Source organism: Microvirga lotononidis (assembly GCF_034627025.1).
GTDB lineage: Bacteria > Pseudomonadota > Alphaproteobacteria > Rhizobiales > Beijerinckiaceae > Microvirga > Microvirga lotononidis.
This window is the reverse complement of the sequence record NZ_CP141048.1, coordinates 2,041,471-2,055,360: the sequence shown is the minus strand read 5'-3', so window position 1 is coordinate 2,055,360 and position 13,890 is coordinate 2,041,471. Positions and strand designations below refer to the sequence as shown.

Here is a 13,890-nt window from a genome sequence, read left to right as displayed (position 1 = left end):
CCACCCGAATGGCTTCAAGCCCAGATCAAAAACGCTTTAGTTACAAAAAGCTCTGGGGATCCACGTCGATGGACACGCGGGTGTTGCCGCGGATCTTCGGGCAGCGGGCCATCCAGCTTCTCAGATAAGCCTGGAGATCCACCTCCCGCTCGGTCTTCACCAGGAGCCGGAAGCGATAGCGGCCACGGATCAGGGCCAGCGGCGCCTCGGCGGGGCCGAGCACCGTCACGCCCGGCGGCGGTTCCGCCACGAGGGCCATGGCGCGGGCATGGGTTTCCGCCGCCTCGCGCTCGGCCGCCGAGACGACGAGGGAGGCAAGCCGTCCGAAGGGGGGCAGGCCCGCCATCTCGCGGACGCGGGTTTCCTCCTCGTAGAACCGCTCGGCATCGCCGGAAATGAGGGCTGCGATCACCGGATGGTCCGGCTGCCACGTCTGGACCAGCGCCCGTCCCGGCTTCTCGCCGCGTCCGGCCCGGCCCGTGACCTGCTGGAGCATCTGGAAGGTGCGCTCGGCGGCGCGCGGATCGCCCGAGGTGAGGCCGATATCGGCATCGAGCACGCCCACCAGGGTCATGAGCGGGAAATTGTGCCCCTTGGCGACCAGCTGGGTGCCGATGACGATGTCGAACTCGCCCGCCGCGATGGCCGCCAGCTCTGCCCGAAGGCGTTCCGTGCCGCCGGGGAAGTCGCTCGACAGCACGATGCAGCGCTTATCCGGAAACAGCTCCGAGGCTTCCTCGGCGATTCGCTCCACGCCGGGTCCGCAGGGCACCAGCGAATCGACGCTGCCGCATTCCACGCAGGCATGAGGCGTCCGTTCCACATGGCCGCAATGGTGGCAGACCAGGGAACGCCGGAAGCGGTGCTCCACCAGCCAGGAGGAACAGTTCGGGCACTCGTAGCGATGGGCGCAGGACCGGCAGAGGGTGAGCGGCGCATAGCCCCGCCGGTTGAGGAAGAGCAGCGCCTGCTCGCCCCGGGCGACCGTATCTTCCACGGCCGCCACCAGGGTCGGCGAGAGCCAGCGGCCCTTCGGGATGGCTTCCTTGCGCAGATCCACGGCCCGGATCTGCGGCATGGAGCGCCCTCCAAACCGCTCGGGCAGCTTCACATGGCGATACCGCCCACGCTCCACATTGACCCGGCTCTCGATGGAGGGCGTCGCGGAGGCCAGCACCACGGGGGCGTTTTCGATCTTGCCGCGCACCACCGCCATGTCGCGGGCATGGTAATGGACGCCGTCGTCCTGCTTGTAGGCCGTCTCGTGCTCCTCATCGACGATGATGAGGCCGAGATCCGCATAGGGCAGGAACAGGGCCGATCGGGCGCCCGCCACCACCTTCACCTCATTGGCCGCGATGGCCGTATAGAGCCGCTCCCTCTTCCGGCCCGTGACGCCGGAATGCCATGTGGCCGGCTTCACGCCGAAGCGGGCGGCGAAGCGGTCGAGGAACTGGGCCGTCAGGGCGATTTCCGGCATGAGGATCAGCGTCTGCCGGCCCTGCTGCATGGCCTCCGCCACCGCCTCGAAATAGACCTCGGTCTTTCCTGAGCCCGTGACGCCCTCGAGCAGAAGCACGGGGGCGTGCTCCTCGCCCATGGCGGCGACGAGCGTGTCCGCCGCCTCCCGCTGGCCGTCGGAGAGCGCCGTATGGCCGAAGGCGGGATCGGGCATCTCGGCGACCGGCTCGGCCAGGAGCGTCACGGTCTCCAGGACGCCCTCGTCGATGAGACCGTTGACCACGCCCGCACTGACCCCGGCCGCATGGGCCAACTCGCTTTTCAGCCGAACCGTTCCGTCCTGGGCGACCTCCATGACCTTCTGCCGCGCGGGCGTCATGCGCTTCGGCGAAGGGCCGGCGAGCTTCACGCCCACACGGGCAACCTCCTGCCGGTCCGGGTCCGGGATCTTCAGCCCCATGGCGAGGGCCGAGCCCTTCGGCGCCAGGGTGTACCAGGCGATCCAGTCCAGGAACTTGCGCATCTTGGGCGACAGGTTCGGCGCCTCGATCACGGCGGTCACCTTCTTGAGGTTACCCCCCTGCCCGTCCCGCATGCCCCAGACGACCCCGGCTACCTCGCGGTTGGCGAGCGGCACCTGCACGACATCGCCCTCCTCGACGGCGAGGCCATCCGGCACGGCATAGGAATAGGCCGTGTCCAGCGCCAGCGGGATGAGGACATCGGCGATGCGGCTTGTCATCGATAAGGAGTTAACCTGTGAATGTTAGGGTTCTGCCCTTGCATAAATGGGACTCATGTCAAGCAGCGCCACACAAAATGTTCTCGATCTGGTCCTTCCCGGCGCGGACGACACCCGCCGCGAGGCGATGGCCTGGCTTGCTTCGCTCGCCAAGGAGCGGCGGCTCTCAGGGAAAACCGTCGAGGCTTATGGGCGGGATCTGCGCCAGTTCCTGGCCTTTCTCACGAACCATCTCGGCGAGCCGCCGAGCGTCAAGGGGATCCTTGGCTTGAAGCCGATGGACATCCGGTCCTTCCTGGCGGCCCGGCGGATGGATTCGGTCGGAAGCCGCTCGCTCATGCGCCAGCTCGCGGCCCTGCGCTCCTTCGCCCGCCACCTGGAGCGGGAGGGCCACGGCACGGCCTCGGCCTTCGCGGCGATTCGCACCCCGAAGGTGGACAAGAACCTGCCGCGTCCGCTCTCCGCCTCCTCGGCCGTCGCGGTGACGAGTGCCGACACGCGTGCGTCCGAAGACCGTAAGCCCTGGATCCTCGCCCGCGACGCCGCCGTGCTCTCGCTTCTCTATGGGGCGGGCCTGCGCATCTCGGAGGCGCTCGGCCTGCAGCGGCGCGACGCCCCGGTGAACGGCGTCGACACGATCACGGTGACCGGTAAGGGCGGCAAGATGCGCGGCGTGCCGGTCATTCCACCGATCCAGCGCGCCGTGGAGGAATACCTTCAGCTCTGCCCTTATGCTATCCCGCCGGAGGGCCCGCTCTTCGTCGGGGCGCGGGGCGGACCTCTGTCGCCCCGCATCATCCAGCTCGCCGTCGAGGAGCTGCGCGGAGCATTGGGCCTGCCGGACAGCGCCACGCCCCATGCCCTGCGCCACTCCTTCGCGACTCATCTTCTCGCCAGGGGCGGCGACCTGCGCGGAATCCAGGAGCTCCTGGGCCACGCCTCGCTCTCGACCACGCAGCTCTACACGAAGGTCGATGCGGCACGATTGATGGACGCCTTCAACGCGGCGCATCCGCGGGCACGGGTGAAATAGCTTTTCTCGTCATGACCGCACTTGTGCCGGTCATGACGAGGCGGCTCGTGGGCTACTCCGCCGCGATGGGATGCGCCAGCAGCTGGCGCGCGGCGGGGCCGATGTCGCCTTTCGTCCAGTGAGGGCGGCAGACGGACACGTAGCGGCCTTCGCCTCCGATCTCCACCACCTCGCCCGAGCGCACGGCCTCGCCGTTGCGGTCGTATTTCAGGATCATCGTGGCCTTGCGGCCGCAATGGCAGAGCTGCTTGATTTCCTGGAAATCCTCGGCCAGCGCCATCATGGCCACGATGGCGTCGCTGAACAGCGTTCCGTACACGTTGTTCTTCAGCCCATAGGCCATGACCGGGATCTTCAGCTCGTCGACGATCCAGGCCAGCTGACGGACCTGGTCGGCCGTCATGAACTGAACTTCATCGATGAGGACGACCGTCACCTTCTTCCGGGCATGCTCCGCCGCCACGAAGGCTGCGATATCGTCGTCTTTTCGCAGCGGAATCGCATCGGCCTCGAGGCCGATGCGCGACTTCACCTTGCCGACGCCGAACCGGTCGTCGATTAGGCTCGTGAACAGCAGCACGTGGCCGCCGTTCTCGATGTAGTTGTAACGAACCTGCAGGAGATGGGTCGTCTTGCCTGCGTTCATCACCGAGTAGATGAAGTGAAGCTTTGCCATGAATCCATGTTACATATGGATGGCGCGCTTCTCCACCGCCAAAGCGGCTTCCTTCACAGCTTCCGCGAGCGTCGGATGCGCATGGCAGGTGCGGGCGATATCCTCGGAGGATCCACCGAACTCCATGGTGATCGCCGCCTCGTGGATGAGGTTGCCGGCTTCCGGCCCGATGATGTGCACGCCGAGCACCTTGTCGGTGGTCGCATCGGCCAGTATCTTCACGAAGCCGTCCGTGGTGCGGTTGACCTTGGCGCGGCCATTGGCCGTGAAGGGGAACTTGCCGACATTGTAGGCGACGCCCGCCGCCTTCAGTTCTTCCTCGGTCTTGCCGATGGAGGCCACCTCGGGGAACGTGTAGACCACGCTCGGGATCACGTCGTAGTTCACGTGACCCGCCTTGCCGGCGATGATCTCCGCAACAGCGACGCCCTCGTCCTCGGCCTTGTGGGCGAGCATGGGACCGGCGATCACGTCACCGATGGCGTAGATGCCGGTGACGTTGGTGGAGAAATGCGAATCCGTCTGGATGCGGCCACGGCTGTCGAGCTGGACGCCCACCCGGTCGAGGCCCAGGCCCTGCGTGTAGGGCACGCGGCCGATGGCGACGAGCACCACGTCGGCCTCGATGGTCTCAGGGTTTCCGCCGGCGGCCGGCTCGAAGGTGAGCGTCGCGCCGGTGGCGGTCTTCTCGACCTTGGTGACCTTGGAGCCGAGCTTGAACTGGAAGCCTTGCTTGGTCAGGATGCGCTGGAAGTTCTTGGCGACCTCGCCGTCCATGCCGGGCAGGATGCGGTCGAGATATTCCACCACCGTGACCTCGGAACCGAGGCGGCGCCATACGGAGCCGAGCTCCAGGCCGATCACGCCCGCGCCGATGACCACGAGGCGCTTCGGCACGCTCTCGAGTTCGAGCGCGCCCGTGGACGAAACGACGATCTTCTCATCGATCTCGATGCCGGGCAGGCGCGTCACGTCGGAACCCGTGGCGATGATGATGTTCTTCGTCTCGAGAATCTGGTTCGAGCCGTCCTCGCCCGTCACCTCAACCTGGCCGGGAGCCGCGATGCGCGCGGTGCCGATGAAGGCGTCGATCTTGTTCTTCTTAAGCAGGAACTCGACGCCCTTGGTGTTGCCGTCGACGCCTTCCTGCTTGAAGGCCTGCATGGTCTTGAGATCGAGGGTCGGCGCCGACACGCCGATGCCGAGGCCGGCGAAGTGATCCCGCGCTTCCTCGAACATGTGCGAGGCGTGCAGCAGGGCCTTGGAGGGAATGCAGCCCACGTTGAGGCAGGTGCCGCCATGGGTCTTGCGCTTCTCGACGACGGCGGTCTTCAGGCCGAGCTGCGCGGCCCGTATGGCGGCCACGTAGCCGCCGGGGCCGGTGCCGATGACGATAACATCGTAGGACATGGGAGTGATCCCCTTGAACGTCATGGCCGGGCTTGTCCCGGCCACCCACGTCTTGGGATAGCCGCCCGGCTCGAAAGGCGTGGATGCCCGGCACGAGGCCGGGCATGACGAAGTGTTGCGATTAAAGGTCGAGAACGAGGCGGGCCGGATCTTCCAGCGCGTCCTTGACCCGCACGAGGAAGGTCACGGCTTCCTTGCCGTCGACGATGCGGTGATCGTAGGAGAGCGCGAGATACATCATCGGACGCACGACGATCTGGCCGTTGCGGACCACCGGACGCTCCTCGATGCGGTGCATGCCGAGGATGCCCGATTGCGGCGCGTTGAGGATCGGCGTCGACATGAGCGAGCCGTAGATGCCGCCGTTGGTGATCGTGAAGGTGCCGCCCTGCATCTCGTCGATGGAGAGCTTGCCGTCGCGGGCGCGGCGGCCGAAATCGGCGATCTGCTTCTCGATGCCGGCGACCGAGAGATCGTCCGCGTCGCGCACCACGGGAACCACGAGGCCCTTCTCGGTGCCGACCGCGATGCCGATGTGGTAGTAGTTCTTGTAGACGAGATCCTGGCCGTCGATCTCGGCGTTCACCGCCGGGACGTCCTTGAGCGCTTGGATCACCGCCTTGGTGAAGAAGCCCATGAAGCCGAGCTTGGTGCCGTGCTTCTTCTCGAACACGTCCTTGTACTGGCTGCGGAGCTGCATCACGGCGCTCATGTCCACGTCGTTGAACGTGGTGAGCATGGCGGCGGTGTTCTGCGCGTCCTTCAGGCGGCGCGCGATGGTCTGACGAAGCTTCGTCATCTTCACGCGCTCTTCCCGTTCCGCATCGACCGGCGCCGAGGGAGCGCGGACCTGAACGGGAGCGGCAGGCGCGGCAGCCGAAGCGCCACCCGTGGCGATGGCGGCGAGCATGTCGCCCTTGGTCACGCGACCGTCCTTGCCGGTGCCGGCGACGCCCGCCGGGCTCACGCCGCTCTCGGCCGCAAGGCGGGCGACCGCCGGGCCGTGGTCCTTGGCGGCCCCGGGGGCAGCAGCAGCCGGGGCAGGAGCGGAAGCAGCAACGGCGGGTGCCGGAGCGGCCTTGGTGGCCTCGGCCTTCGGCGCAGCCGCGGGAGCCGCCGTTGCGCCACCTTCGACGATGGAGCCGAGCACCGCGCCGGGAGTCACCGTCTCGCCGTCCTTAGCCACGATGTCGCCGAGCGTGCCGCTCGCGGGAGCGTTGACCTCGAGGGTCACCTTGTCGGTCTCGAGCTCGAGCACGGGCTCGTCGGCCTTCACGGGATCGCCGGGCTTCTTGAACCAGCGGCCGATGGTGGCCTCTGACACGGATTCGCCAAGGGTGGGTACGCGGATTTCGGTTGCCATGGTCGTCTTTGGTCTTGCGGGGCTCGAGCTAAGCCCCTCGGAATGAGGAGAGAACTTTCGCGGCGATCAAGCCGCGAAAGCCTCGTCGAGGAAAGCCTGCAATTGGGCCGTATGCTTGGACATCAAGCCGGTGGCGGTGGCGGCGGAGGCGGGGCGGCCCACGTAGCGCGGACGATCCACCTTGGAGCCGGCCGTCTTGAGCACCCATTCGAGATAGGGCTCGACGAACATCCAGGAGCCCATGTTCTTGGGCTCTTCCTGGCACCACACCACGTCGGCCTTCTTGAAGCGGGACAGCTCGGCCGCCACGGACTTGGCCGGGAACGGATAGAGCTGCTCGACGCGAAGCAGATAGACATCGTCGATGCCCCGCTTCTCGCGCTCCTCGAGCAGGTCGTAATAGACCTTGCCCGTGCAGATCACCACGCGCCGGATCTTGTCGTCCTTCACCAGCTTGATGCCCTCGGACGCACCCTGCGCGCTGTCGCGCAGGACGCGGTGGAAATAGGTTCCCTCCGAGATGTCGGCGAGGCTGGACGTGCAGCGCTTGTGGCGCAGCAGGGATTTCGGCGTCATCAGGATCAGCGGCTTGCGGAAGTCGCGCTTCAGCTGGCGGCGCAGGATGTGGAAGTAGTTGGCGGGCGTCGAGCAGTAGCCCACCTGCATGTTGTCCTCGGCGCACATCTGCAGGAAGCGCTCCAGGCGGGCGGAGGAATGCTCCGGCCCCTGCCCTTCGTAGCCATGCGGCAGCAGGCAGACGAGACCGGACATGCGCAGCCACTTGCGCTCGCCCGAGGAGATGAACTGGTCGAACACCACCTGGGCGCCGTTGGCGAAGTCGCCGAACTGCGCTTCCCACAGGGTCAGGGCGTTGGGCTCCGACAGGGTGTAGCCGTATTCGAAGCCGAGCACCGCCTCTTCCGACAGCATCGAGTTGATGACCTCGTAGCGGGCCTGGTTCTCGCTGATGTGGTTGAGGTTGGTGTAACGCTCCTCGTTTTCCTGGTCGGTGAGAACCGAGTGGCGCTGCGAGAAGGTGCCGCGCTCCACGTCCTGGCCGGAGAGGCGCACGCGATGGCCTTCGAGCAGGAGCGAACCGAAGGCGAGCGCCTCGGCCATGGCCCAGTCGAGACCTTCGCCGGTCTCCAGCATCTTCTTGCGGTTGTCGAGGAAGCGCTGGATCGTGCGGTGGACGTGGAAGCCCTCCGGAACCGTGGTGAGCGCCTTGCCGATCTGCTCCAGGGTCTGGGTCGACACGCCCGTCTGACCGCGACGCGGATCGTCCTGGTCCTCGCGGACCGCCTTGAGGCCGGACCAGCGCCCGTCGAGCCAATCGGCCTTGTTGGGCTTGTAGTTGGATGCGATGTCGAACTCGGCATCGAGCTTCGAACGCCAGCTCGACTTCATCTCCTCGACCTCGGCCTCGGTGACGACGCCCTCTTCGACGAGCTTCTTGGAATACATCTCGACGATCGCCGGATGCGACCGGATCTTGCGGTACATGAGCGGCTGGGTGAAGGCCGGCTCGTCGCCCTCGTTGTGGCCGAAGCGACGGTAGCAGAACATGTCGATGACGACAGGCTTCTGGAAGCGCTGGCGGTACTCGGCCGCCACCTTGGCGGCGAACACGACAGCCTCGGGATCGTCACCGTTCACGTGGAAGATCGGCGCCTCGACCATTTTCGCCACGTCCGACGGATAGGGCGAGGAACGCGAGAAGCGCGGATCGGTGGTGAAGCCGATCTGGTTGTTGATGATGAAGTGGATCGAGCCGCCGGTGCGGTGACCGCGCAGGCCGGACAATCCGAAGCACTCCGCTACCACGCCCTGGCCGGCGAAGGCCGCATCGCCGTGGATGAGCAGCGGCATCACGGCCGTGCGGTTGTCGGGTGAGCAGCCATGCTGGTCCTGCTTGGCGCGAACCTTGCCGAGCACGACGGGATCGACGATCTCGAGGTGCGAGGGGTTGGCAGTCAGCGACAGGTGGACGTTGTTGCCGTCGAAGGTGCGGTCCGAAGAAGCACCGAGATGGTACTTCACGTCGCCCGAGCCTTCCACGTCGTCGGGCGCGAAGGAACCGCCCTTGAACTCGTGGAACAGGGCCCGGTGCGGCTTGCCCATGACCTGGGTGAGAACGTTGAGACGGCCGCGATGGGCCATGCCGAACACGATCTCCTTCACGCCGAGATTGCCGCCGCGCTTGATGATCTGCTCGAGAGCCGGGATGAGCGACTCGCCGCCGTCGAGGCCGAAGCGCTTGGTGCCCGTGTAGCGGACATCCAGGAACTTCTCGAAGCCTTCAGCTTCGACAAGCTTGTTGAGGATGGCGCGCTTGCCTTCCGTGGTGAAGATGATTTCCTTATCCGGACCTTCGATGCGCTCCTGGATCCAGGCCTTCTCGACCGGATCGGAGATGTGCATGAACTCGACGCCCAGCGTCTGGCAATAGGTGCGCTCCAGGATCGCGACGATCTGGCGGATCGTGCCGAACTCCATGCCGAGCACGTTGTCGAGGAAGATCTTGCGGTCCCAGTCGGCTTCCGTGAAGCCGTAATGGGACGGATGCAGCTCCTGGTCGTTCGGGAGCGGATTGATGCCGAGCGGGTCGAGCTTCGCATGCAGGTGACCGCGCACGCGATAGGCGCGGATCAGCATGATGGCGCGAACGGAATCGCGGGTCGCCTGCTGCACGTCGATCTGGCTGATCTCGGGGCCCTTGGCCTCGGCCTTCGCCTTGATCTTGTCGCCCACGGCCTTTTCGACCTGGGCCCAGTTGCCATCAAGGGCGGAGATCAGTTCGCCATTGGCATGGATCGGCCAATTCGGCTTCTCCCAGGAGGGACCGTTGGCCGCCTTCTCGACAGCCTGCTTGTCGTCCCTCAAGGCGCCGAAGAATGCCTGCCACTCGGCGTCGACCGAGCTGGGATCCTTCTCATAGCGGGCCTGGAGCTCCTCGATATAGGACGCGTTCGCCCCATAGAGGAAAGCGGTGTTCAGGAAGTTTTCGTTGGCGTCTTGGCGTGCCATGGCAACCTACAATCCAAAAAGCTGTTTGGCCGCCCCATCGTCGGGGCGGCCTGTTCGTTATCGACCCTTGAGAACCTCGACCAGGGTCTTGCCGAGTCGGGCCGGCGACGGCGACACGCGGATGCCCGCGGCCTCCATGGCGGCGATCTTGTCCTCGGCACCGCCCTTGCCACCGGAGATGATGGCGCCGGCATGGCCCATGCGGCGTCCGGGAGGAGCCGTGCGGCCGGCGATGAAGCCGACCATCGGCTTCTTGCGGCCCTTCTTGGCCTCGCGGGCGATGAACGCGGCGGCTTCTTCTTCCGCCGAGCCGCCGATCTCGCCGATCATGACGATCGACTCGGTCTTGGGATCGGACAGGAACATGTCGAGCATCTCGATGAACTCGGTGCCCTTCACCGGGTCGCCGCCGATGCCGACCGCCGTCGTCTGGCCGAGGCCTTCATTGGTGGTCTGGAACACGGCCTCGTAGGTGAGCGTGCCGGAGCGCGACACGATGCCGACGGAGCCGGGCTTGAAGATGTTGGCCGGCATGATGCCGATCTTCGACTCGCCGGCCGTCACGATGCCGGGGCAGTTCGGGCCGATGAGGCGCGACTTGGAGCCTTCCAGCGCCCGCTTCACGCGCACCATGTCGAGCACAGGGATGCCTTCCGTGATGCAGACGATGAGCGGGATCTCGGCCTGTATGGCCTCGCAGATGGCGTCGGCCGCGCCCGGAGGCGGAACGTAGACGACCGAGGCATCGGCGCCGGTCTTCTCGCGTGCTTCCATGACCGTGTCGAACACGGGCAGGTTCAGGTGCGTCGAGCCGCCTTTGCCGGGCGAGGTGCCGCCGACCATCTTGGTGCCGTAGGCGATGGCCTGCTCGGAATGGAAGGTCCCGTTCTTGCCGGTGAAGCCCTGGCAGATGACCTTGGTGTCTTTGTTGATGAGGATGGACATCAGCTCGAAACCTTACTTTCCGCCGCGCACGGCGTTCACGATCTTCTGGGCGGCGTCGTCGAGGTCGTCCGCCGGGATCACGTTGAGGCCGGAATCGCGGATGATCTGCTTGCCCTCTTCCACGTTGGTGCCCTCGAGGCGCACCACCAGCGGGACCTGCAGGCCGACGGCCTTCACGGCGGCGATCACGCCGCGGGCGATGACGTCGCACTTCATGATGCCGCCGAAGATGTTGACGAGAATGCCCTTCACGTTCGGGTCGGCCGTGATGATCTTGAACGCCGCCGTCACCTTTTCCTCGGACGCTCCGCCGCCGACATCGAGGAAGTTCGCCGGCTCCTCGCCGTAGAGCTTGATGATGTCGAGGGTCGCCATGGCGAGGCCGGCGCCGTTGACCATGCAGCCGATGGTGCCGTCGAGGGCGATATAGGCGAGGTCGTACTTGGAGGCCTCGATTTCCTTCTCGTCCTCCTCCGTGATGTCGCGGAGTTCCTGGATCTCAGGATGACGATAGAGGGCGTTGCCGTCGAAGGAGATCTTGGCGTCCAGGCACTTGAGGTGCTGGTCCTTGGTGATGATCAGCGGGTTGATCTCCAGCATCTCCATGTCCTTCGCGATGAAGGCCGTGTAGAGCTTGGTCACCAGATCCTCGGCTTCCTTGGCGAGCGCGCCCTTCAGGCCCAGCGCCTTGGCGACCGTGCGGCCATGATGGGGCATCACGCCGGTGGCCGGGTCGACCGAGAAGGTCAGGATCTTCTCAGGAGTGTCGTGAGCGACCTGCTCGATATCCATGCCGCCTTCCGTCGAGACGACGAAAGCGACCTGGCCCGTGGCGCGATCGACGAGCATGGAGAGATAGAGCTCGGTGTCGATGTCGGAACCATCCTCGATATAGAGGCGGTTGACCTGCTTGCCGGCTTCGCCCGTCTGGACCGTGACCAGGGTGTTGCCGAGCATCTGACGCGCGAATTCCTTCACCTCGTCGATGGACTTGGCGAGGCGCACGCCGCCCTTCTCGCCCGCGGCGGCTTCCTTGAACTTGCCCTTGCCGCGACCGCCCGCGTGGATCTGGGACTTCACGACCCAGAGCGGGCCGCCGAGTTCTTGTGCCGCGGCTTCCGCCTCGTCGGCGGAGAAGATGGCCTTGCCGCGGGAGACAGGCAGGCCGAATTCCTTCAGGACCGCTTTGCCTTGATATTCATGGATGTTCATTCGTTTCTCTCCGCGTCAGCGGTTGAAGACGTGGATGGCCGGCCCGAAGCCGGCCATGACGTTTGAGGATTAAGCGAGGGTCGAATTGATCTGCTTGCAGGCGTCCACGAGGCCCTGCACGGAGGCGACGGACTTCTCGAACATGGCCTTCTCGTCGGCCGAGAACTCGACTTCGACAATGCGCTCGACGCCGTTCTCGCCGATCACGATCGGAACGCCCACGAACATGTCCTTCACGCCGTACTGGCCGTTGAGATAGGCCGCGCAGGGCAGGACGCGCTTCTTGTCCTTGAGGTAGCTTTCGGCCATGGCGATGGCGGAGGCGGCCGGAGCGTAGAAGGCGGAGCCGGTCTTGAGGAGGTTGACGATCTCGCCGCCGCCCTTGCGGGTGCGCTCGACCATGGCGTCGAGCTTCTCCTGCGAGGTCCAGCCCATCTTCACGAGGTCGGGCAGCGGAACGCCCGCGACCGTGGAGTAGCGCACCAGCGGCACCATGTCGTCGCCGTGGCCGCCGAGCACGAAGGCGGTCACGTCCTCGACCGACACGTTGAACTCTTCGGCCAGGAAGTGGCGGAAGCGGGCCGAGTCCAGCACGCCGGCCATGCCGACGATCTTGTTCTGCGGCAGGCCGGAGAACTTCTGGAGCGCCCATACCATGGCGTCGAGCGGGTTGGTGATGCAGATGACGAAGGCGTTCGGGGCATATTGCTTGATGCCGTTGCCCACCGCTTCCATGACCTTCAGGTTGATGCCGATCAGGTCGTCGCGGCTCATGCCGGGCTTGCGCGGCACGCCGGCGGTCACGATGATGACGTCGGCGCCTTCGATGGCTGCGTAGTCGTTCGCGCCCTTGTACTTGGCATCGAACCCATCGACCGGCGCGGATTCGGCGATGTCGAGACCTTTGCCCTGGGGGATGCCTTCCGCGATGTCGAAGAGAACGACGTCGCCGAGTTCCTTCAAGCCGACGAGATGGGCGAGGGTTCCGCCGATCTGGCCTGCACCGATGAGCGCGATCTTTTTCCGGGCCATGGTCTGTCCTTGGGTTTTGGCAGAAGCCTTATTCGAGGCGCCGCCTTTTTGAGGTGGCGCTGTTTGCCATGAGAGATGGGCCGCCATCAAGCGACCAAAAGGTTAACAGGCAGGGCTTTCCGACACAGGGAAAGTCTCGCTAAGCTTAACGGTTCGAAAATACTGTACATTTACAGGGGCTTGAGCCCTCGGGAACTGCTCGAATTTTTGTGTTACAAATTTCAAATTTTGTAACTGTTGTTACACGCTACCGTTCGCCAGGGCCCGCAGAACGACCCGGATCATGGTCGCGAGACGCTGGTCGAGGATGTCCTGGGGCACGTCGGCGTCGAGCCGGACGGTCAAGGGATTGATGAAGCGATAGACGGAATCCGTGACGAAGGCATGTGCTTTCTCACGGTCGCGGGGGTCGAACTTGGCCGTCGCGATCCCCTCGTCCAGCACCCGGTCGATCAGGACACGCATCCGGGACCGATGCTTGCGGATGAGCGGCCGGGAGGTTTCGGTGGCCGAGCAATAGACGTCGAAGAGGTTCCTGTCGTCCTTCAAAAGATCCCGATGGATCCGCGCCCAGGCCTGGATCAGGCGCTCCAGCTTGTCGTCGGCCGGATCGGGGGAATCCGCGATATCCGCGATGGTCGCCTCCATCCGCCGCAGCCATTGCCCGGCCACCGCATCGACGAGGGCCGCCTTGTTGGCGAAGTAGCGATAGACATTGGCGTGGGTCATCCCGGCCGCGTCGGCGATGCCGACCACGGTGATGTGCCTGGGGCCGTGGCGGCGCAGTTCATCGGCCGCAATGGCGAGGAGCCTCGTCTCCACCGGCATGGTATGGCGTACGTTCTTCATGACATCCGGACCGCGGACGGCCCCTCGCGTGAAGCGGGATCGGTCAGGAGCCTCGTTAGCATGACGAGAGGCCGCGGGGCCAGAATGCATCCGCTTGACGGGCCGGCCCTCCGTCACACCTAATATCGGGATCATCAGTG

The 13,890-nt window shown here is 65.3% G+C and carries 10 protein-coding genes; 1 reads left to right on the top strand and 9 read right to left on the bottom strand.

What is annotated here, in order from left to right; translation table 11 throughout:
• Nucleotides 1–40: 40 nt before the first annotated feature.
• Nucleotides 41–2,203 carry a primosomal protein N' gene (locus U0023_RS09745; RefSeq protein WP_009493471.1) on the bottom strand — a complete coding sequence of 721 codons (2,163 nt, stop codon included), beginning with the start codon at nucleotides 2,201–2,203 and terminating at the stop codon, nucleotides 41–43.
• 46 nt (nucleotides 2,204–2,249) lie between these two features.
• On the opposite strand from U0023_RS09745, the gene U0023_RS09740 reads away from it, so the two are divergent.
• Nucleotides 2,250–3,236 (top strand): tyrosine recombinase XerC, encoded by a 987-nt coding sequence (locus tag U0023_RS09740; protein ID WP_009493472.1) that lies wholly within the window; start codon nucleotides 2,250–2,252, stop codon nucleotides 3,234–3,236.
• A gap of 52 nt (nucleotides 3,237–3,288) precedes the next feature.
• Here U0023_RS09740 and U0023_RS09735 read toward each other — a convergent pair whose 3' ends face one another.
• From U0023_RS09735 to U0023_RS09700, 8 genes are all read right to left on the bottom strand, one after another.
• Entirely contained in the window at nucleotides 3,289–3,912 is a 624-nt protein-coding gene (locus tag U0023_RS09735; RefSeq protein WP_009493473.1) for a thymidine kinase, read from the bottom strand.
• A 9-nt stretch (nucleotides 3,913–3,921) separates the two neighbouring features.
• Nucleotides 3,922–5,322, bottom strand: a complete 1,401-nt coding sequence (gene lpdA / locus U0023_RS09730) for a dihydrolipoyl dehydrogenase (protein ID WP_040639281.1) — start codon at nucleotides 5,320–5,322, stop codon at nucleotides 3,922–3,924.
• Between the two features lie 121 nt (nucleotides 5,323–5,443).
• Complete coding sequence (odhB, locus tag U0023_RS09725; protein ID WP_009493477.1) at nucleotides 5,444–6,685, bottom strand: 2-oxoglutarate dehydrogenase complex dihydrolipoyllysine-residue succinyltransferase; 1,242 nt, start codon at nucleotides 6,683–6,685, stop codon at nucleotides 5,444–5,446.
• A 66-nt stretch (nucleotides 6,686–6,751) separates the two neighbouring features.
• Complete coding sequence (locus tag U0023_RS09720; RefSeq protein ID WP_009493479.1) at nucleotides 6,752–9,712, bottom strand: 2-oxoglutarate dehydrogenase E1 component; 2,961 nt, start codon at nucleotides 9,710–9,712, stop codon at nucleotides 6,752–6,754.
• 57 nt (nucleotides 9,713–9,769) lie between these two features.
• A complete protein-coding gene (gene sucD, locus U0023_RS09715) occupies nucleotides 9,770–10,657 on the bottom strand; it encodes a succinate--CoA ligase subunit alpha (protein WP_009493481.1) in 888 nt (295 codons plus the stop codon).
• Between the two features lie 12 nt (nucleotides 10,658–10,669).
• Nucleotides 10,670–11,869, bottom strand: coding sequence for an ADP-forming succinate--CoA ligase subunit beta (gene sucC / locus U0023_RS09710; protein ID WP_009493482.1), 1,200 nt, complete (start codon nucleotides 11,867–11,869; stop codon nucleotides 10,670–10,672).
• A 69-nt stretch (nucleotides 11,870–11,938) separates the two neighbouring features.
• Nucleotides 11,939–12,901 carry a malate dehydrogenase gene (mdh, locus tag U0023_RS09705; protein WP_009493484.1) on the bottom strand — a complete coding sequence of 321 codons (963 nt, stop codon included), beginning with the start codon at nucleotides 12,899–12,901 and terminating at the stop codon, nucleotides 11,939–11,941.
• A 240-nt stretch (nucleotides 12,902–13,141) separates the two neighbouring features.
• A complete protein-coding gene (locus tag U0023_RS09700; protein WP_245273085.1) occupies nucleotides 13,142–13,750 on the bottom strand; it encodes a TetR/AcrR family transcriptional regulator in 609 nt (202 codons plus the stop codon).
• Between the last annotated feature and the right edge of the window lie 140 nt (nucleotides 13,751–13,890).